This is a genomic window from Paenibacillus graminis, assembly GCF_000758705.1.
Lineage (GTDB): Bacteria > Bacillota > Bacilli > Paenibacillales > Paenibacillaceae > Paenibacillus_AQ > Paenibacillus_AQ graminis.
In genome coordinates this window covers 5,499,909-5,521,096 of sequence record NZ_CP009287.1, presented here as the reverse complement: position 1 = coordinate 5,521,096, position 21,188 = coordinate 5,499,909, and the positions used below count along the sequence as shown (strand labels likewise).

Annotated in this window: 19 protein-coding genes; 18 read left to right on the top strand and 1 reads right to left on the bottom strand. The window is 47.4% G+C overall.

Annotated features, from left to right (window positions below; all coding sequences use genetic code 11):
• The first annotated feature begins 165 nt into the window (after nt 1-165).
• The 8 genes from PGRAT_RS33790 (at nt 166) to PGRAT_RS23840 (ending at nt 7,042) form a co-directional block, all read left to right on the top strand.
• A complete protein-coding gene (locus tag PGRAT_RS33790) occupies nt 166-477 on the top strand; it encodes a winged helix-turn-helix domain-containing protein (protein ID WP_162165093.1) in 312 nt (103 codons plus the stop codon).
• Nucleotides 478-828: 351 nt separating this feature from the next.
• Nucleotides 829-1,449 (top strand): winged helix-turn-helix domain-containing protein, encoded by a 621-nt coding sequence (locus PGRAT_RS31835; RefSeq protein ID WP_025707494.1) that lies wholly within the window; start codon nt 829-831, stop codon nt 1,447-1,449.
• A gap of 166 nt (nt 1,450-1,615) precedes the next feature.
• Nucleotides 1,616-1,900 (top strand): hypothetical protein, encoded by a 285-nt coding sequence (locus PGRAT_RS23865; RefSeq protein WP_155990494.1) that lies wholly within the window; start codon nt 1,616-1,618, stop codon nt 1,898-1,900.
• A complete protein-coding gene (locus PGRAT_RS23860; RefSeq protein WP_025707492.1) occupies nt 1,897-2,304 on the top strand; it encodes a hypothetical protein in 408 nt (135 codons plus the stop codon). Before PGRAT_RS23865 ends, PGRAT_RS23860 begins: the two co-directional genes overlap by 4 nt.
• Nucleotides 2,305-2,308: 4 nt before the next feature.
• On the top strand, nt 2,309-3,529 hold the full coding sequence (locus PGRAT_RS23855; protein WP_025707491.1) for a cysteine desulfurase family protein: 1,221 nt from the start codon (nt 2,309-2,311) through the stop codon (nt 3,527-3,529).
• An 18-nt stretch (nt 3,530-3,547) separates the two neighbouring features.
• The gene (locus PGRAT_RS23850) at nt 3,548-4,003 is read left to right on the top strand and encodes a hypothetical protein (RefSeq protein WP_025707490.1); all 456 of its coding nucleotides are present in this window, start codon (nt 3,548-3,550) and stop codon (nt 4,001-4,003) included.
• Between the two features lie 795 nt (nt 4,004-4,798).
• A complete protein-coding gene (locus PGRAT_RS23845; RefSeq protein WP_025707489.1) occupies nt 4,799-5,887 on the top strand; it encodes an LCP family protein in 1,089 nt (362 codons plus the stop codon).
• A gap of 339 nt (nt 5,888-6,226) precedes the next feature.
• Nucleotides 6,227-7,042 carry a DUF2935 domain-containing protein gene (locus PGRAT_RS23840; RefSeq protein ID WP_025707488.1) on the top strand — a complete coding sequence of 272 codons (816 nt, stop codon included), beginning with the start codon at nt 6,227-6,229 and terminating at the stop codon, nt 7,040-7,042.
• Nucleotides 7,043-7,193: 151 nt separating this feature from the next.
• Here PGRAT_RS23840 and PGRAT_RS23835 read toward each other — a convergent pair whose 3' ends face one another.
• On the bottom strand, nt 7,194-9,659 hold the full coding sequence (locus PGRAT_RS23835; RefSeq protein ID WP_042267307.1) for an S-layer homology domain-containing protein: 2,466 nt from the start codon (nt 9,657-9,659) through the stop codon (nt 7,194-7,196).
• A gap of 317 nt (nt 9,660-9,976) precedes the next feature.
• On the opposite strand from PGRAT_RS23835, the gene PGRAT_RS34700 reads away from it, so the two are divergent.
• The 10 genes from PGRAT_RS34700 to PGRAT_RS23785 all read left to right on the top strand — a co-directional run bounded on the left by PGRAT_RS34700 (nt 9,977) and on the right by PGRAT_RS23785 (nt 20,847).
• The gene (locus tag PGRAT_RS34700) at nt 9,977-10,888 is read left to right on the top strand and encodes a methyl-accepting chemotaxis protein (RefSeq protein ID WP_025706805.1); all 912 of its coding nucleotides are present in this window, start codon (nt 9,977-9,979) and stop codon (nt 10,886-10,888) included.
• A gap of 158 nt (nt 10,889-11,046) precedes the next feature.
• Entirely contained in the window at nt 11,047-11,295 is a 249-nt protein-coding gene (locus tag PGRAT_RS23825; protein WP_025706804.1) for a sigma factor-like helix-turn-helix DNA-binding protein, read from the top strand.
• Entirely contained in the window at nt 11,255-12,919 is a 1,665-nt protein-coding gene (locus PGRAT_RS23820; RefSeq protein ID WP_025706803.1) for a DUF4179 domain-containing protein, read from the top strand. Before PGRAT_RS23825 ends, PGRAT_RS23820 begins: the two co-directional genes overlap by 41 nt.
• Nucleotides 12,920-13,120: 201 nt before the next feature.
• Nucleotides 13,121-13,699 (top strand): DNA-3-methyladenine glycosylase I, encoded by a 579-nt coding sequence (locus PGRAT_RS23815; protein ID WP_025706802.1) that lies wholly within the window; start codon nt 13,121-13,123, stop codon nt 13,697-13,699.
• Nucleotides 13,700-13,784: 85 nt separating this feature from the next.
• Nucleotides 13,785-14,846, top strand: a complete 1,062-nt coding sequence (prmA, locus tag PGRAT_RS23810; RefSeq protein WP_025706801.1) for a 50S ribosomal protein L11 methyltransferase — start codon at nt 13,785-13,787, stop codon at nt 14,844-14,846.
• Between the two features lie 2 nt (nt 14,847-14,848).
• A complete protein-coding gene (locus PGRAT_RS23805; protein WP_025706800.1) occupies nt 14,849-15,541 on the top strand; it encodes a site-2 protease family protein in 693 nt (230 codons plus the stop codon).
• Nucleotides 15,542-15,688: 147 nt separating this feature from the next.
• On the top strand, nt 15,689-16,453 hold the full coding sequence (locus PGRAT_RS23800) for an RsmE family RNA methyltransferase (RefSeq protein ID WP_042268307.1): 765 nt from the start codon (nt 15,689-15,691) through the stop codon (nt 16,451-16,453).
• A gap of 3 nt (nt 16,454-16,456) precedes the next feature.
• Nucleotides 16,457-17,800 (top strand): tRNA (N(6)-L-threonylcarbamoyladenosine(37)-C(2))-methylthiotransferase MtaB, encoded by a 1,344-nt coding sequence (mtaB, locus tag PGRAT_RS23795; RefSeq protein ID WP_025706654.1) that lies wholly within the window; start codon nt 16,457-16,459, stop codon nt 17,798-17,800.
• A 233-nt stretch (nt 17,801-18,033) separates the two neighbouring features.
• Entirely contained in the window at nt 18,034-18,471 is a 438-nt protein-coding gene (locus PGRAT_RS23790; RefSeq protein ID WP_025706653.1) for an NUDIX hydrolase, read from the top strand.
• A gap of 129 nt (nt 18,472-18,600) precedes the next feature.
• A complete protein-coding gene (locus PGRAT_RS23785; protein WP_036705646.1) occupies nt 18,601-20,847 on the top strand; it encodes an Ig-like domain-containing protein in 2,247 nt (748 codons plus the stop codon).
• Nucleotides 20,848-21,188: the final 341 nt, after the last annotated feature.

Here is a 21,188-nt window from a genome sequence, read left to right as displayed (position 1 = left end):
ATATTAGATTGGCCCGAACTTAGGGTTAGGGATTGTTTAATGGTTAGGGAAAAACTCCATATCACAAAAGAATTGCTCGTGGTGGATTATCATTGGACACGGGAAATATACCATTTGTTGTGTGCTAGGAACGTTGTTTTCAGAGAAAAGGAGCAAATATTCCGAATGAAGAATGTTCATTCGCTTTCGCACGGTGCCATTCGTATTAATCAAGGCAACCGTTCAGTCAGTTTTTTTGAGGATCAGGAAATCGAATTAAGCAAGAATGAATATAGAGTATTTCAATTTCTTTTTGATAATCGCAATAGAGTGATTTCGACTGAAGAATTAATCTATTCCTTATGGGATGGGCTTACCTCCGAAGCTAACGTATATATGACGATGCAAAAGCTTCGAAACAAAATAGAGAAAAAGCCGAATGCTCCTGAATTACTGCTTACAAAAAAAGGTGAGGGGTACGTGTTAATATGCCATTGAATTATTTAGGAATTATTTATAGATTTCAGAAATTTTGGTGGTTAACATAAATTTATCAAAACATGAAAGGAGGGATTATATGGCATGTCCGAGCGGATGGACGTCTCTCGGTAGTTGCAATGATTCTTACACTTGCAGCAGTTCATCGTGTGATCATCCATATTACGTAAACTACAAAATTACTTATCAAGTAAAATGGGATCGTTGTCAAAGCGACGGTGAAACGAAGTGCTATTACGGTAGTTCGGTTTTTTTTGACTGTGAGTGTCGAAGCTAGCGTTAGCGAACACCTGCGTTTTAAAAAACGCAGGTGTTCTATTTTTAACGCCAAGTGTATCGTGGAGGACCTATATGAAAGTGTTATTGTGGACAGACAACTTGTTGTTTTTCAAACATGTTCAAACCATTTTTAAGAAAGCCTCCGTCATTGCAATCAACAAGAAGTGGCAATTGGAAAGTGTTTTTCTGGAAAATACCGATGTTGTAATTATGAATTGGGCTTATATAAGGAAAGATGTTGAATTAAAGCATATAGTTCAAATTTACTTGCAGATTTCGGCGCGGATCTATATTTTTTATGAGAACAGTGATTGTGATCCTAGATTATTCAAGATTTTGGCGAAAACTAACATGATCATTAAAAGAAATATTCCTGATTTGCCACAGGCCTTGGACAGCAGCTATCTATTCTTTGATCTGAAAAAAAGAGCGGTCCGTAAAAACAACAAAATCATTTATCTCAGTCCTCGTGAAACGGAGGTTATGCAAATTTTAACCCAAAATTGTGATTGCATCGTCAATTCCGAAGACTTGTTGAAATCGATTTGGAGTGGCATTGGTTCAGAAGCGAATGTATATATGACCATTCAAAAATTGCGCAGCAAAATTGAGGACGACCCTAAACAGCCTACCTATCTGATTACGAGGAAAGGCGGGGGGTATATGCTAAAGTGCTGCAATACTTCCATCTGAATGGAGAGGACGAGCGATGTCCAAATTCTCAGAGATATTTCAAATGAGGATGGCAGAGGATGTTGAGATTCTAGCAAAGGGCGAAATGCTGCCACTGAATCAGAGGTATACTTCTAATCGAAATCTGCTTATATGTTTATCTTTTAACTGCTTAAGGTGCATGGAAATGATTGAAGAGCTGAAGAGCTGTGGGCCTATAAGCAGGATAAATATTGTTTTGTTGACGGATGGATCGTATATTGAGAATCAACAACTTACTGAATATCTCATGAATCGCTACCCCGTTCAAGGGCTGGAAAGTGACGAATTTAAATTGCTGAAGGCATACTCCAAACCGTACTACTATGTCGTGGATCAGAACAATATTATTATCGGTTCTGGAAAATGGATAAATCTATCTCACATGCAAGATATACTCCGTATTGAATTCATAAATGAGGTGAAGCCATGATTTTCAGTAAGTTGCATGAGACACAAACTGAGCGCTGGGACAGCAAAGAAGTTCTGAAACTAATCCAAGCTGAGGATTTATTCAAAAAATTCGATTCATTGTTGTTTCTATCAATGTACTGTTTGACCTGCATGAATATTCTTTCCTCATATGAAGATAATCAACAGTTTTTTACTGATCATAAAATATTGCTGGTCCTGGACTGTGGGGATTATGGTGCAATGGCCGCGATAAAAGAATTATATCGAATTTCGGGACCGATGACAGGAACTTACGAAACAGTATCGCTTCAGAAATTGTCGCAATATAAAATGCCCTATGTAATCAAATTAAATCATTCGAGTGTACCGAATTTTATAAAAATTGAATCTTGGAATGAATTAATCAAAAAGATAGGAGATTAAAGAAATGGATAAAAAAAAAATTTATTTCGATTGCGCGGCCACAGCACCGATCCATCCTGAAATTTTAAAAGTGTTTCAGGCTGCAACAGAAAATTTCAATATGAACGCCAATCCTTCATCCACGCATTTTTTTGGAATGGAGGCGAATCAAAGGCTGGAGCTTTCTCGTAAAATAATCGGTGAGTCACTGAAGGTGAGCCCAATCGAAATAATTTTTACCTCAGGAGCGACAGAAAGTAATAATATGGCTATATTTGGTTACATCAACCATTTTCGTAAACAACATATTGGCCTTCTTCATGTAATTACAACTGAAATAGAACATCCGTCTGTTTTGAATTGTTACAAAAGACTGGAGACTGAGGGAGTATCCGTCTCCTATTTAAAAACAAACCCCGACGGTCTGGTGGATGTAAAACATTTGGTGGGGTTAATCCAGCCCAATACGGTTCTGGTCAGTATAATGCATGTCAATAATGAGACAGGTGCTATTCAACCCGTAGCAGAGATTGGAGAAATGCTCAAAACAAATTATCCTGACATTTGTTTTCATGTTGATGGAGTACAGGGATTAGGGAAAGTCGATCTGTCTCTCGCAAACATTGATTTATATGTCATTTCCGGACATAAGATCGGTGCTCCAAAGGGAGTAGGTGTTCTGGTGAAGAAGGAAGCGATTAGCATTGAACCTCTTCTGTACGGCGGTGGGCAGGAAATGGAGCTGCGTTCGGGTACAATTAATGTTCCCATCATCTGGGCTCTCGCCAAAGCGATCGAGTTGTCCATCTTCAGAATGCAGGAAAGAAAAGACATACTCCAACAAAACTATAGCTATTTGCTTTCAAGATTAAAGGGAATTGACGGTATTGTAATCAACAGCCCTCTTGCACCTTATGGAGCACCGCATATTATGAATATATCTGTTCCGAATGTATCTTCTGCTTTGCTGCTAAACTTGCTTGAGCGAAAAGGAATTTGTGCTTCCTCACAATCGGCTTGTTCATCAACTTCTGTCAAGGCAAGCCGTATTTTGTCGGCAATGGGCAAAACCACAGCGATCAGCGGAAGCAGTATAAGAGTAAGCTATAACGAAACCTATGATCTCGAGTGTATGGACAGGCTTATATCTGCGCTTGTAAGTGTGTTAGAAGAGCTTGATTCGGCGGGGGTTAAACGTTGCTTGAATGACTATGAGAATTCTCTAGAAAAGCCAACATATGTGTGATGGAGGAAGGAGGATGATATGACGAACCTGTTCAAGTTTCATGACCATAGGCCCAAAACGCTTGAAATAGGCGAAACTTTCCCCAATATTAAGCTGACCAATGGAGGATATTTTAATGAACTTGTGGATGACTATCTATTAGTTATATTGTTAAGTGTATACTGCAAGGCGTGTATATCAGCACTTGAGGAGTTGAGTATCTTTTTGGAAGCTCATGGACCTGTTAACTTATTAATACTAGCGGATGGTCCTGACGAGAAAATTGAATATTTGCGAAATGAATTTCCGGAGAATGTTTCAATATCCAAATATGCAGTACACGATATGAAAGAAAAATTAAAAACGGATAATACGCCATGGTTATACGGAGTCGCTCGTAATGGAGTAGTATTAAAGAGTTATGTCTGTGGTAACGAATACTATAAATTAGTTTATGAGGATGCTAGGGCAAGTTTGGATAGTAATAGCGGATAAACAAAAACGGACGGCGGTTTGATTGGGGTGAATAAAAAGGTATAGATATTAGGCTGTCCATTCTGTAGCTGGACAGCCTGATATCTATCTGCTATTCAACCTTTCCCGTCAACAGCATTGGGAATAATAACTTTCAAAAGCAGTCGGTCGCTCCAGTTGTATCATTTCTGCATCAAACATATTTGTGTTCATACCATGTATATTCGAGTACAGGCAGTGTACTGCAAACCTGGCTAGTATTACATGAAAAATTGCTCTTGCAGTCGGTAATCTCAGTCCATCCCTCAATACAACTAGCCATACTGATTCCTCTCCCTTAATTATCAATTTTGTTGGGTTTATTGATCTCAATAGCTAAAATTTACAATCACATCCATAATAGGTGGAGTTAACATAATTGCAAATTGTTTGACCAGAGGAATCCTTACAACGATCATAATGATGCCACCAGCCTACACCCCAGATGTCACAACCATCTTCGCAAGTTAACTTTGAATCACATTTGTCAACATAGGTATAGCCACTTGGACAAGACATGAATACACCTCCTTTCCGAAAAAAATGTATATTTTAGTTCTTTATTAAAGAATAGAATTTTTTTGGGGGTTCTTTAATAACTAAGTCATAAATATCTTGTAAAGAAAATTCCGATCATAATTAAAGTAGATTGTCAAGAGAAAGATAGTTTGTAAATTAGAGTAAAAGTATAGTAATATTATCCTTATGTTATAAAATTTACAATCGGCTTCAACTTATCTATTTTATTATTTTTATAAGGAAAGGTTCGTTCAGAAAATGAAAAAGAACAATGAAAACCAGTTATCATTATTACAGAGGACAGGTAAGAAAAAATCGAAAAAACAGAGTAAACGAAAAAAAAAGATATGGATCTTTATGCTAGCTTTCATTATCATCGCAGGTATCTCATCCTTTGTGTTTCGAAAGGAATTAATGATGTTCGGTTTTGACCATGTTGTTGCACCGACGGTTGAGGGTACGCTTAAGAATTCATATGTTCCGCTCAAAGATAACAACGATGAGACTTTTGATGTTTCAACTAAGCTGGATAAAAGTCCGCCATTCTCTTTATTGCTGCTTGGTACAGATCAGCGGAAAAATGAGAATGGGCTGTCCGATTCAATTATTTATTCTGTGGTCCGGCCAAAAGATAATAAAGTCCTGTTCGTTTCAATTCCGCGGGATTCCTATACCAAAATTGTTGGGGCAGAGAACGTTAAGGGAGCAAGAAGGAATACGAAAATCAATGCAGCGCACTCTTACGGTGGAGCGCAAATGAGTGTGGATACGGTCCGGAATTTGCTGGATGCACCGATTAACTATTATGCAACTATCAATTTTAACGGGTTGGTAGAAGTCGTGGATGCACTCGGAGGAGTGGAGCTGCCGATTACAAAACTTATTGAAAACAAGAATCCGGCCCATGAAAAGCTTCGTGTTGAGCCGAACAAACCGATCTATTCAGGAAGGGAAGCCTTAATGTATGTAAGATACCGGGAAGATTCGGATTTTAAGCGTACTGAGAGACAGAGAATATTCCTTAAGGCAGCCTTGGAAAGAATGAAAAATATAAGAAATATTTCTAATATTAAACAAATTATGGAGCTCGCTGGCGAAAATTTTAAAACCAATATGAAAGCCGATCTTATGTTGGAGCTGGCGAAAAAGGTTATCTTTGAAAGCGGCACCCCGCAAATCACCAGCCATATGATGCAGGGAACCGACAAACGGACAGACCAATGGTATTATATTCTGGATGAAGAAGATGTACGGAATACCCATGAATTGATCGAATTATGGCTTGATCCGGACACGACAGTAAGTGAATTGATATCGGAGGTTGGTGATGACACCCTTCCGAATTGATGGAAGGGTAAACGCTCTTGCTGCGCTTACGCTATGAAGGCAAGATGGCGGCTTAGCAAGTCTAGCTAGACTAGACAACAAGGAAAATGCCGATCCGATTGTTCTGATGGAGAAAGACTGGATCGTCGAGGCCGCTACTTATGACGAATTGCTGGTAATGAACGGCGAGTTCTATAAGTGAAGAATTTATTGAGAGGAATATATTAGGGCCGCTGCAAGGCGGTCTGTTTGTGCTGGAATCCATTCAGCAATAATTGCTGGGCAATGATCATAGGGGACAATAAAACTCCATATGCTTAGCTGTAGATGAATTCCATTTACGCAAGGGAGGGATTGGACTTGGATGAATTTGTTGCCCGGTCGCTAGATGAAATACGCTTTTGGTCCAGGATCATGAAGGAACATTCATTATTTTTGGGTCTGGGGTTTAGAGCTGAGGATACGCAGCTGAAGAATGAAGCTAACCAGTTTTACGCTGTTTTTGAGGAAATCGAGAGAAGAGCCTATGAATTTCAGCCCGAAACTGACCCTCACATCATTCAGGCTTTTAACACAGAGGTTCGGATTGCGGCTACTAATATTTGGGCATTCAAAAGAAAGGTGCTCGGCCTTATATTGCAATGCAAGCTTCCGGGACAAACCAACTTCCCTTTGCTGGTAGACCATGTGAGCCGGGAGGCTAATTATTTCCGTAACCGCTTGGAGGAACTCAACTCAGGAACACTCGAACCGCTGCCTGATGCCATTATTGACGAGAATGTATTTTTCCTGAAGATCATGGCCGATCATGCCAAATTTATAGGTCATTTGCTTGACCCGTCGGAACGGAAATTAGTCGATCAAGCGCGGGAATTCAGCAATGATTTTGATAAGCTGGTGTTCCAGGCGGTGGATTTGAGCCACATGCGCCCTCAATCCCAGACAGTTCCGCTCCTCAGCCAATTCGTAGACGAAAACCGGGTGTCTGTAAAATCATTGCGTGATTTCAAGAAAACCGCACGGGACTTAATCGAAGAATGCCGGATAAAAAGCATTATCCATCCTTTGCTTGCGGACCATGTATTCCGTGAAGCTGAGCGGTTTCTCTTCATCCTCGATATGTTCGACCAATCCTTATCCGGCGTAAAAGTGAACAAGCGCGAAATCCTTTATTAGAATAGAAACTCCAGGCGAAAAGCCCAAAAACCGCCGGTGATGCACTGGCGGTTTTTGGGGTGAACGGGGGAATCCCAGACCCTATGTACAGGTCTGCGGAACATCCCCCGGCTTTTTGTTTTTCTTTACGATTGGAGCCTTGGAGCTGTAATCAATTCGGATAACCAGAAATCAGGGTAATGTACTGCTCTTCCGAGAATACTCTGGCAGTTCCTGTCCCGTCAGCATCCGCTCTGTATTTAATCTTGTAAGTTCCAGCAGCGGGAATGTTCTTGTTTTGAAGCTGGAAGGCAATATCCGACGTCGCCGATGCGTTACCCGTGAAAGTGAGTGTGTGCCCGCCATTGCTGATCTGACCTGCAGTCGGATGAACCCAGCCGCTGATGCTATAGTAGTCATTGGTGCTGAAGGTCAGCCCCTCCAAGGTAACTTCTATAATCGCATTGGTGAATTTTTCACTGCTGAAAAAATCGAAACGGACCGTAGGTGCTGTGCTTCCGGGTGTAAAATACTTCGTTTTGCTGCCAGCCCCGTCAAATCCGTATAAGAGGGAAGGCAGGGTTGGAGCTGTCGATTTTTGCAGTATGATTTCTATGGCATGTTCAACATCCTTCGCTGATTCGTTCCCGGATGCATCCGTGGCAGTAATCACAAAATGATAATTGCCGGCCGGAAGGTCACCGATGTTCCCAGCGGCCACGGAACCGTCTTCAGCGCTTGTGCCCACAGAAAGGGCATCCCCCAATTCACCCTCATCAACCTGGCTGTTTTCATTCACGTCATTCCATCTGTAGACTTGAACGGCTGCGTCTTGTTCACTAATTGCGGAAGCGGCACCGGTAAGCTGGTCCTGCGTCCCGTTATAATTATCAACGGCCGTAAACTTGAGCACATCCACTTCAGGGGCGGTTAAGTCAGGAGCTTCATTTTTGATAAATGAAAAGCTGACGGCATGTTCAACATCCTTCGCTGATTCGTTCCCGGATGCATCCGTGGCAGTAATCACAAAATGATAATTGCCGGCCGGAAGGTCACCGATGTTCCCAGCGGCCACGGAACCGTCTTCAGCGCTTGTGCCCACAGAAAGGGCAGCACCCAATTCACCCTCATCAACCTGGCTGTTCTCATTCATGTCATTCCATCTGTAGACTTGAACGGCTGCGTCTTGTTCACTAATTGCGGAAGCGGCACCGGTAAGCTGGTCCTGCGTCCCGTTATAATTATCGACAGCCGTAAACTTGAGCACATCCACTTCAGGAGCGGTTACGTCAGGCACTTCATTTTTGGTCAATGAAAAGCTGAAAGCATGTGCCGCATCCTTGGGAGATTCATTCCCCGCTGAATCAGTAGCGGTAATTACGACAGTATAGTTTCCGGCTGAAAAATCACCGATGTCCGCAGCGGTCACAGAACCGTCAGCAAGGCTAGCGCCCAGTGGAATGGCTGTACTAAGTTCATCTTTGTCGGCCCATCCATTCTCGTTAATATCTTTCCATGGATAGGCTTGGACCACCGCTCCTTCTTCACTCACGGCAGATTCAACTCCATATAGCTGATCCAAGGTTCCGTTGTAGTTGTCAACAGCCGCGAATTTTGCTGCATCGACATCAGGCGCTGTTGTATCCGGTGTCGGCTCCGGTGTAGGAACAGGTGTCGGCTCCGGTGTAGGAACAGGCGTCGGCTCCGGTGTAGGGACAGGCGTCGGCTCCGGTGTAGGAACAGGTGTCGGCTCCGGTGTAGGAACAGGCGTCGGCTCCGGTGTAGGGACAGGCGTCGGCTCCGGTGTAGGAACAGGTGTCGGCTCCGGTGTAGGAACAGGCGTCGGCTCCGGTGTAGGGGCAGCCGTTGGCTCCGGCGAAGGAGCGGCGGTCTGCTCCGGATAATAAACAGACGTGTAGACCGTCAAAGGAGTGGCGGTTGGCTGTGGTGACGATGTAACAGCTGGTGTTGCAGTCACAGTAGGCGTAGCCTGGGAAGCAGGTGCTGCGGCAGCCTCTTTGACCTTGATGAACTTGGAGGCAACCAAGGCTACACTCTGGCGGTCCGCATTTGAGGCCGGGTTGAATAAATTGCCGCCCTCTCCCTGGATGAGGCCATATTCTAGTGCGGCTGCAACCGAAGCCTTGGCATAATCGGCGATTTTTGCGCTGTCGGCAAACGGCAGGAAGGAGCTTTTGTCGGAAGCTTCAATACCCAGAGCCCTTACAAAAATTACGATCATATCTTGTCTGGACAGTGGGCTGCCGGCGGCGAACCGGCCATTTCCCAAACCATTAATCCATCCGGCCTGATAGACAGCCTCTACAGCATTATAGGCATAACTGCTCTTAGGCACATCGCTGAATGTGGGAACGGAAGGTATAGTTGTGGTATCGAGACTCAGCGTTTTTGCGAGAATAATTGCAAAATCCTGCCGTTTAAGCTGGCCTGAGGGATCAAACCTGTTGTCCCCTATTCCGCTGATGATGCCTTTATCGAGCAACTCCAATATGGCTTCCTTTGCATAGGAGTTGTTAATATCAGAGAACAGGGCTGCGGCATTCGCCTTTGGCGATGCCAGAGGGGCCGCCAAAAGCGTGATGGCCAGCAAAGAACTTACGATCTGTTGTTTGTTCAAAAAGCTTCCTCCTCAGTAGTAGAAATAAATTAAATTGTAAGTTTAATTACCTTATCAGATGGCTCTAAACAAACTCTAAACAAATTTCGACATTACAAGACAAAATTTACGGCTGATCGCGCCACTAAGGCTCATCCTGGCCGTATCATCTTGGCAATAGACTTTCTTAATACATGCATCCAGGAGCTTGGTTCGGGAATATTCGTCACTTTTGTAATCCAATCGGTCGAATTTACCGTTAATATGGAATATAGCCTGATAATGATAACAGGCGAACCGCAGCTATTTAAAATTGAGTTTACGGGGAGAAATCACAGATGGACAATGGATTAGCCCAGGAAGTTACAGATGCCCTCGTTGTTAAAGCCTTGGAGAAAAATATCGCCCTGATCCGCTTCACACTTGACCGCAGAGTGGCTTATGTCAATGAGGTGTTCGCCAGTACCATGAAATACAGATCGGAGGATATGTACGGGATGCAGCATCGGGATTTCTGTTTCCCCGCATTTGTGAACAGTCCGGACTATGAAATCTTCTGGCAGGATCTGCTTACCGGCAAGAGCTTTCAGGATAAAATTGAGCGGATGGACTCGGAGGGCGGTTCGGTTTGGCTGGAAGCTACTTATATGCCTATTTATGATGAGGCGGACAAGCAGATCATTGGTGTGACGAAGGTCGCTACCAATATTACCAATAGACAAACCAATATGAGCAATCTGGTGGAACGGATGCAGGAGATGGCCGACAGTCTCAGTCAGCGCGCGGAACAGGGCATTGAGCGGAGCCGGGAGCTGCTGCTGAGCATTGACAAAATTGCCGGCGTCTCCAGTGAGAACATCCTGACACTGTCCAATCTGCAGACGAAAGCCGGGGATATTCAAGGCGTGGTGCAAACGATACGCGATATTGCCTCACAGACTCATCTCCTGGCGCTGAATGCGGCAATTGAAGCGGCTCACGCCGGAGAATTCGGCCGGGGATTTGATGTGGTAGCCAAGGAGGTCCGAAAGCTGTCGGCCATGGTGCAGGATTCCATCGCTGAGGTCCGGGAGAGTGTCAAGGGGATCACTGAGGAAATTGGCAGAATGTCCACAGGAATGGATCAGGTTCAGGACACGGTGGAGGAAGGCCAGCGGCAGATTGAAGTCGCCCTGCAGGAGTTTACCGGGATCTCGACCTCTGCGCAGGAGCTGGACAACCAGGCGCGCGAAGTGTTGAGCATCATCTGATTTTGCCTTCAAGCAGCTAACGATCGTACATACGCAGCGCAGGCCCTTTTATTATAGAGGAGGCTGTGCTGCTTTTTTTTTAAGCAGGAAATGAACCTTTTTCCAAGCTTGTTTGTTGAATACATAGGCAGATAAGACAGGAAAGGAGAGCGTATAAATTGGAGAGCAACCGGGAATTGCTCCCTGTGAAGATCCGGGCGGTGCTGACCTTAAGATACCTGCACGACTTCAGTCTGAATGAAGTGTCTGAGGCCCTGTCCATTCCGCTCGGAACGACCAAATCAAGGCTGCATAAGGGTCTGAAGCTGATGAAGAAAGTGCTGTTGGAAACTGGAATCCCGGAACAGGAATGGAAAGGAGAACACTATGAACAAGCTGGAGCATGCACTCAAGCATCAATTAAATGAAGATCAGGCTGTCAAATATCCCGATTTCGAGGAAATGTGGACACGGATTGAACAAGCAGAGCGCAACTCTTCCGGGCTCCGGGGCAGCAGCGCACCTGCGGGCTCCCGCCGGACAAGGAACTGGAGTAAAATTGCTGCAGCGGCTTCGCTTAGTGTGTTAGTGGCTGCGGTTCCTGTATATGCGGCGGTTCATTATAACTGGGGCAATCTTCTAAGCAGCAACGAGGGAATACAGACGGCATTGGACCAGAACCTTGGCCAGCAGCTGGGTCAATCCATCACCAGGGACGGGGTGACGCTCACTCTCCGTACAGCGATTGTGGATGAGAACCGCACAGTTATTCTCTACAGTCTGGATGTCGGAGCACATACGGACACTGATTTTTGGAGTGTAAAGGGGATGACCTTACAGGGGGCGAAGGAGCGTTCTAAGGAAGGGGAGTATAATTACGAGCAGTGGGATGAGGAGAATAAACGGTATAACGGCTATTTTGAGAGTGATTGGGTGCCCGGGCAGGACACAGAGCAGATAACCTTGGCTGCAGATGCAGTAAAGGCCGTAAGCGTGCAGGATCTGGAGATTCCGTTGGACGTTGAATCCATGAAGTCGCAGAGCTTTCCGATAGGCAGAGAGGGGATGCACAAGATAGAAATCCAGCCCTTCGCCCAAAGCAAAGATAAGCTGCTGCTCTCTTCAGCCGTCACGTTCGACGATCCTAGGAACAAGGAAGGGATATTCCCGCAGCTTGTCGCCTACAACGGCACAACCCGTGTGGCGGATCTGTCTGGCGGCACCTTCGGCGAACCGGGAGACCATGGGGAATACAAGATGAAGCAGTATTTTAAAACAGGCGATATCACTGCAGGGCAGACCACCTTCAAGCTGGAGTACACTAAGCAGGAGCGGAACATTGCCGGACCCTGGTCTTTTGAACTGAAATTAAGCAAAAAGCAGATGGAGAGCGGAACGCATATCCAGGCACTGCAGCTTCCGCTGGAGACGGGCGACACCGATAACACCATTGAGAAATTGTCGGTTACTCCCACGCAAGTCCGTCTCTCCATAAGAACTGAGGGCAAAAGCTTCAGACGGCAGCTGCCATATGAAAAATATTCTTTAGAGGTGAGCGGCAAGACCCTTGAGGGGAGATACTTTGGGTATTCCAAGGAGGACTCCGGGCTGCTTAATCTCCGTTTTGAGCGTCCTGCGGGATTGGTGATCGATGAGAGCACACCGATTACTTTTGTCGGAAAATATAAAGTCACCATTCATACCGAAGATAAAACTCCGACACTTTTAACGAATATCTCTACCGAGAAGCAGACCTTGATCCGCGATGTTGGCGGTTATCCTGTGAAATGGACGTATTACATGCAGGGAAAAGATCTGTACATCGAAACGGGCAGTGATGATCCTCATTTCGGGGGGATCAACCAGACTCATTTGGGCGAAAATTATAAAAATCTGCCTGGTAAACCCGTAACCTCCAATTTCAGCGGGGACGGGAACAATAAAGCCATTGATGTCTATAAGGACTTCTCAGACACAGAAGCATCGATATATATGTACTTTTACACGACCGACGACCCCGGCAAAGAGACGCGGGTGCAGCTGCAGCCTTAAATTCTAAGTGATGATTAGGATAAAGAAGAAACTGTTTTTTAGCAGGTTGGAGGTGTCCAGAACCCTAGGCGGGTGCGGACGCCTCTTTATTTTGCCACGAAACCCTGCTGCGTACGTAGGGTAAGGGAGGCTTTTGAACAGGAAAATGGTATGATTAATTTGATTCTGAGGCATATAGCTGAAAAAGGAGAGAACTTAATTTTGCAGATCACACGCTGTGGCTGGGTCAATGAAGACCCGCTGTATATAGCTTATCATGATGAGGAATGGGGAAAACCCCTGTATGATGACCGGAAGCTGTTCGAGCTGATGATGCTGGAGGGCATGCAGGCCGGGCTGAGCTGGTATACGGTATTGAAAAAACGGGAGCACTTCCGTGAAGTATTCGACGGATTTGATCCGGAAAAGATCGTGCTGTATGACGAAGCGAAGATCGAAGCTTTAATGCAGGACACGGGAATTATCCGCAACCGGCTGAAGATTCAAGCGGTCATTCAAAATGCTGCGGTGTTTCAGGAGATTAGCCGGGAAGCGGGCGGCTTTGCAAAAGTTCTCTGGAGTTTTACGGGTGGAAAGCCGGTGATTAACAAATGGGCAGCACGGTCTGAGGTTCCGGCTACCAGTCCTCAGTCCGACCAGATGAGCAAGGCGCTGAAGAAAAAAGGGATGAAGTTTGTCGGCTCCACCATTTGCTATGCGTTTATGCAGGCCTCCGGCATGGTGGATGACCATACGACGGATTGCTTTTGCCACAGCAGCAAGCGGGGTTCGGACATCTGAAGGGCAGTTTTGGCGCTACCCGGGGAAGAAATGGTATACTGTTAAATGTTCAATGGTTACAAAACTTTTAGGAGGACCCACACACATGTTATGGCACGAACTGACGGTACATACAACAGAAGAAGCGCAGGAGATGATATCCAATCTGCTGTATGAAGCCGGAGCAGGCGGTGTTTCCATTGAGGAATCGGGAACGCTGAACAAAACACGGGACACCCGTTACGGTGAATTATACGATGAACCGCTCAATGATATCCCTGAAGGGGAAGCAGTGATTAAAGGCTATTATGCCGAAACTGTCTCCATGGACGATATTATAGAAGAACTTGCTCCAAGAGTTGCCGAGTTGCGCGGGTTCGGGATCGACCCCGGCCAGGCGCTGATTTCCTGGAAAACAGTGGATGAGGATGATTGGGCACATGCCTGGAAGCAGTATTTCAAGCCACTGCGTGTATCGGACAGGCTGACGATTAAGCCGACCTGGGAAGAATACACCCCCGCAGACTCCGCTGAAAAGATTATTGAGCTTGATCCCGGAATGGCCTTCGGAACCGGAACCCATCCAACGACGGCGCTGTGCCTGCGTGCACTGGAACAGCATATCCAAGGCGGCGAAGAGGTGATCGACGTTGGTACGGGTTCCGGCATTCTTGCCGTAGGTGCAATTCTGCTGGGCGCCAAGTCGGTGCTTGCGCTGGATCTGGACCCGGTGGCAGTGAACAGTGCGCGCGAGAATGTGGCGCTAAACCGTCTGCAGGATAGAATTGCAGTAAAGGAAAGCGATCTTCTGTCGCTGCTGGGCGGCGGCGAACGGGCGCTGGATACGGCAGCCGGAGAGATGTGGCCTTCGGCAAGGCCTAGCCATCCGCTGGAACCCGGGGCAGTTTCTGCCGGTCCGGGAAGCGAATCGGGATATGGCGTTACCCTCCCGGTGAAGATTGTGGTCGCCAATATTTTGGCGGAGATTATTGTCCTGTTCACGGATGATGTCTACCGTGCCCTGCAGCCGGGCGGAATCTATATCACCTCCGGTATTTATAAGGATAAGGAAGAGCTCGTGGCGAAAGCGCTGGTGTCTTCCGGTTTTGAGATTATGGAAGTATCCCGTGAAGAAGATTGGGTGGCGTTTACAGCCGGAAAGAGGTAAAAATGGATTCACTTGATCGAATTCTAGTATATCCCCTGCAGCAGCTTCCGTTTTTTCTGATTACGATTGTAATCGCATTTACTGTGCATGAGTTCGCCCATGCATACTTTGCCAATAAGTTCGGCGATCCGACAGCCAGACTGCTTGGCCGCATGACGCTGAACCCGGCCGTTCACTTTGATCTGTTCGGTATTATCCTGCTGCTCCTTGCCGGATTCGGCTGGGCCCGTCCGGTTCCGGTGAACCGCGACAACTTCAGACGGCCCCGGTTGATGGGGGTTATTGTGTCCGCAGCTGGACCGCTCAGCAATTTTTTGCTCGGTATTATCGGTGCGCTGATCTATGCTGCACTTTATGCAACGGGCGTAATGGATTCCATTGCAAATGAACAATTGTTAAGAGCCGTTTACTGGTTCTTCGGCATGTTCATTCCGTTCAATTTCTTCTTGTTCTTGTTTAATCTGATTCCCCTGCCGCCTCTGGACGGCTACCGGATTATAGAGGATATCGCACCGCGGCCGATCCGCGGCAAGCTGCAGCAGTATGAGCAGTGGACGGTCTTTATCTTTTTGCTTATTATCTTTATTCCCGGATTAAGCGCGTATACGATCGGGCCATTGAATGACTGGTCCCTGCAAATCGCAAATAATTTCATTAATATGTTTCTTAGCCTGTTTGGATATGGAAAGCTGTAACTGGGACTGTTCACAGCCAGGCAAACGTTGTATGATGTAACGTGGTATTTTTAGAGGACATAGATGTATGCAGAGCGGCGGCAGGGAACCTGGGGAAGCAGGAACGCTGCCGCTTTAATGCTGAATAAGGGACAGGATGATGAGAATATGCAGCGTTATTTTGTAACACCGGAGCAGTTTCAGCCGGACACGGTAGTCATCAGCGGAGAGGATGCCCGCCATATCGCTAAGGTCATGCGCGGCAAGGCCGGGGACAAGCTGATCGTCAGCGACGGAGTCTCCCGGGAGGCGCTGGTGGAGATTGCCGGGATTGAGATGGGTGAAGTGACCGTTAGTATCCTGGAACTGCTGGATATGACGCATGAGCCGCGGATCAAAATCACAGTAGCCCAAAGTCTGCCCAAAGGAGACAAGCTGGAGACGGTAATCCAGAAATGCACCGAAATCGGCGCGGTGGGCTTTATCCCCTTCCTTTCGGAGCGCACGATCGTGCAGTATGACGAGCGCAAGGAGAGCAAACGGCTGGAGCGCTGGCGCAAAATCTGTAAAGAGGCCGCTGAACAGGCACACCGGAACATCGTTCCGGAAGTGCATTCACCGCTTAGCTGGAAGCTGCTGCTGAAGAGCTTCGGGGAGTATGACGCTGTGTATTTCTGTTATGAAAAAGAAGAAGGCCTGCAGCTCCGCAGCGCGGCCGCTCCCTGGCTGTCCGCCTTGCCGCCGCAGTCTCCAGGTAAGGTTATGGTCGTTGTCGGTCCTGAAGGCGGCTTCAGTCCGGAGGAATGCCGTGCGGCTGAAGAGGCCGGGGCCGTGTCTGTCGGGCTCGGGCCGCGCATTCTGCGCTGCGAGACGGCAGGCATGGTAGCCGCAGCCTGTATTTTATATGAATCCGGAGAAATGGGGGGAGCTTGAACAATGCCATCCGTAGCATTTTATACTTTAGGTTGTAAAGTGAATTTCTATGACACTGAAGCCATCTGGCAGCTTTTCAAAAATGAAGGTTACGAGCAGGTTGATTTCGAAGGGCCCGCCGATGTCTATTTGATCAATACATGTACAGTAACCAACACAGGCGATAAAAAAAGCCGCCAAATGATCCGCCGCGCCGTACGCCGCAATCCGGAAGCGATTGTGGCTGTAACGGGCTGCTATGCGCAGACCTCGCCCGGTGAGATTCTTGATATTCCAGGAGTCGATCTCGTGATCGGGAACCAGGACCGCGAGCACATCATGACCCATGTGAAGAACATCCGGGAATCCCGCCAGCCGGTGAACGCTGTCCGCAACATTATGAAGACACGGGAATTCGAGGAGCTGGATGTGCCGGGCTTTGCCGACCGGACGCGGGCTTTTATGAAAATCCAGGATGGCTGCAACAACTTCTGCACCTTCTGCATTATTCCCTGGTCGCGCGGCTTGTCGCGCAGCCGTGATCCGAAGTCGATTGTGGCCCAGGCGCATCAGCTGGTGGAAGCCGGATATAAGGAATTTGTCCTGACCGGAATTCATACCGGAGGTTATGGGGATGATCTGGAGAACTACCGGCTTGCCGATCTGCTGTGGGAGCTGGACCAGGTGGATGGTCTGGAGCGGGTGCGCATCAGCTCGATTGAAGCCAGCCAGATTGACGGGAAGCTGCTGGAGGTGCTGAACCGCAGCTCCAAAATGTGCCGTCATCTGCATATTCCGCTGCAGGCGGGACATAACGAAGTGCTGAAGGCGATGCGGCGCAAATATACGACAGAAGAGTATTACGCCAAAATGGAGCTGATCCGGCAGGCGATGCCGGATGTAGGTATCACCACTGATGTGATCGTCGGCTTCCCGGGTGAAACTGAGGAAATGTTCCGCGCCGGCTACGATTTCATGAAGGCGGTCAATTACTCGGAGATGCATGTATTCCCTTATTCCAAGCGGACAGGGACTCCGGCAGCACGGATGCTGAACCAGGTGGATGAGGACATCAAGAACGCCCGCGTTCAGCAGCTGATCGACCTCTCAGAAGAAATGCAGCTGGCTTATGCCCGCAAGTTTGTCGGCAAGACGGTATCTGTCATTGCCGAGAGATCGGCCAAGAATGCTCCCGGGCGCAGCACACAGCATGGCTTCAGCGACAACTATCTGCAGGTCTTCTTCGGCGGCGATGACTCGCTGCAGGGAGAGCTCTGCCAGGTGAAGATTACCGAGGCAGGAGTGAACGAATGCCGTGGTGAGCTGGTCAGCGTGAGCCGGAGCGGGCTCCGCCGGATTGTGCAGTAGGACTATTTTGGCATAATGACGGAAAGTGAACGTTGAACCGGCTTCGTCTGACGGATAGAACGGGGACATGAGCATGTTTTTTTCACTTCACAGCGTGTTTAACGAAACGCCCCACACAGTGGGGCTGTTTTGCTATTAGGGTAATATAATCAGAGGAGCATACGCTTGCGAAACAAGTTTTGCGCAGAGTGGAATGAGGAGAAGATGCCCGCAAAACTTTTAGGAGGATGAATATGGCATACAAACAGATTTCAGCGGGCGGAGTAGTCTACCGGAAAGGGGCGGACGGTCTGGAGGTTCAGCTCATTGTAGACCGGTACGGCAAAATTTCGCTGCCCAAAGGCAAGATGGAGCAGGGGGAAACTGTGGAGGAGACCGCATTGCGCGAAATCCGCGAGGAGACAGGGACAATCGGGGTGATCAAAGCGCCCATTGATGTGATTAAATATACGTTTCAGCATCCGGTTCACGGCTTAGTGAATAAGGAGGTTCATTACTTTCTGGTGGAGTCTGTAGGCGGTGAGACCAAGGCGCAGACCGAGGAGATTAACGCTGTGGAATGGCATGATCCGGCGGCTGCCTGGATACGGGGAACAGCCCATTCGTACTCGAATAATATCCAGGTTCTGCGAAAAGCTTTATCTCTGCTGGGTGTGAAACCGTCTAGTTAGAAAGTCCCGAATTTGGCTGCTACTGAAAATAATCTGATAATAGGGTAAACACTTAGGCCGTAATTGTCGATATAGTGGAAGAGTGTGGAAAATGAGCACCGACAATTTTAATGCCTAAGGAGAGAAACAATGACTGTGTACAGGAAAATGACGAAAATGATCCTCATTATGATATTGCTGACTTTTGCAGTTTTTCCGGTAAACGTCTTTGCAGCTACTGGCGACCTCAATTCCATTGAATTCGACAGCTCCGCAAAAGTAGAACTTACCGTTGGACAGACACCCAAGCAGCTTAAGGTATATGCCAGCTTGGAGGGATCTTCTTCCAAAAGAGATATTACGGCTGCGGCTATCTGGACTTCTTCTAATACGAATGTTGTCAAAGTAGCCAACGGATTGCTAACCGCGGTAAGCACTGGTACTGCGATGATTACAGCAACCTACAACAATGCGATAGCTACGCTTGAGGTATCCGTAACCCATCCCTTCAAGGAATTAACATTGGAGCGCAGCTCCGATGGCAACTATAAACTCGGCGACAGTGAAGAGACACTGCGGGTCAAAGCCAAGGCCGTTGGCGGAGAATCAGCCACTTCTGTAAAAGATGTGTCAGCCGATGCGGACTGGACCAGCTCCAATCCGAATGTACTTACGATTGAGGACGGCAAAATCACCCTTGTGGGTGAAGGGAAGTCAACGGTTACAGCTAAATACAAAGGGTTGACCGCCACTTTCAAAGCTGTGGTGCAGCTCCCGTATTCAGCCATTGTGCTGAAGGATAAAGCGAAAGACACAGCCGTCAAGGAAATGGAACTGCTGGTCGGCGACTCACCTGTGCAATTGTCCGCAGTGACCAAAGCAACCGAAAGCAGCCCGGAAAAGGATATTGCTGCGGATGCGCAATGGACAACCTCGAATGAGAGCATTGCCAAGGTAGAGGCCGGTAAGATTACAATAGTAGGAACAGGCAAGGCTGTTATTACAGCGAGCTATCTCGGGGTTTCCAAATCAGTAGATATCTATGTGCGTACGCCATATGAGGCGTTGCTGCTGAATCCCGAGGGTGATCAGACTCTTTTTCTTGGAGAAAGCCTTAAGGTTAAGTCTTTCGTCCGGGATGCCGTGAATTCGTCCCAAAATCAATCTGCACGTACGGTCTGGAGCTCTGACAATCAGCTGGCAGCGACAGTGACAGCCGATTCTGTGGCTTCAGAAGATGCTGCAGCTACCGTCACGGCCAAAGCAGTCGGGACTACAGTGATCAAAGGGGAGTATCTCGGTGTCAGCAAGTCATTCAAGCTTACTGTATTGCCGAGCCTTACTGAATTAACTGCAGATAAAACCGAGCAGGAGCTCTTTACGGCGGACTCCGAGAGTCTGCCAAAAGTAAGCGGGACAAAGTATGACGGAACCAAACTTGAAATCAGTGATCAAATCGAGTGGACCTCCGCCGATGAAGGGATCGCGCAGATCAAGGACGGCAAGCTTGTTGGCGGCAAGGCAGGCACGGTTACTGTTACCGGTAAGATCAAGAATAGCACTGCAGCAGCATCTCCTTCGGCCATCCGCAGTAAAAGTGTGGAACTGAAAGTGACGGTTCTGAATAAAGTGCTTGTGCTGATCGGGCCTGAAGATCCGCAGAGTCTGGTTATTGGCGAAGAGGCGCCGCTGCCTGGGGTTAAGGCGGTGCTGGAGAACGGGGATGAGCTGGATGTCACCCAGACGATTAAATGGGAGTTCAGCGGCAGCAATGCGGTAATCAAACAGACCGCTGCCGGCAAAACGATGAAGGGGCTGGCCAAAGGCTCTGCGACTCTGAAAGGTACCTATTCCAACAAGACCATCAGCATTCCGGTAACGATTGAGCAGAAGGTTGTGAAGCTGCTGGTAGAACCTAGCGTGCTGGAAATGAACGTTAAAGCCTCCAAATCGATCAAGGTGACAGGAACCTTCTCGAACGGTAAAACGGCGAATTTCTCCGGCGCTATGAACTGGGAGTCCTCCAATTCAGCGGTGGCTGCCGTAAAAGGGACTTCGGTAAAAGCGGTTGGCGAAGGTACAGCGACTTTGACAGGGTCCTACCAGGGAATTACAGCAACGGTCAAGATCACAGTTGTGCCTAAGCTGACCAAGCTTACGGTCAGCGAAACCAGACTGAAGCTGGCGCCGGGCGCTTCGCAAGGAGTAGTGGTAACTGCTCTGTATGATACCGGCAAGACAGCTACGGTCACAGGAAGCACGGTATGGACAAGCTCCAGGCCTTCTGTAGCCAAGGTCAGCGCTTCCGGGATCATCACTGCCGTTGGTAAAGGCACAACCTCAATCAAGGGCAAATACAATAACAAAACGGTAACGGTATCTGTTACCGTGAAATAAATTGGTTTCTCCGTTCAAACGGGGAACCTGCCATAAGAGATTTCATAAACCCGCATACCCGCCTTTAAGGGGGTGGCGGGTTTTTTCAATAAATCACCAAAGTAGAAATTAGTCGGAGCCGATCGGATTCGGCAGCCTTTTTCCAACTAACGCTGCGAAAAAGCAAGTGAGCAGTGCTAGTTGGAAAAAAGGAGCTTATTTCTCCCTGAAATCAACAAATATAAGGTCTAAGTGGAAAAAGGAAACTTAATTGGGTCATATTCCTTCGTCAGGAGTGATATGAGCTGAATTAGTTAACCTTTTTCCACTTAACCTGCGCGGAACATGGTGGGACGAGCAAA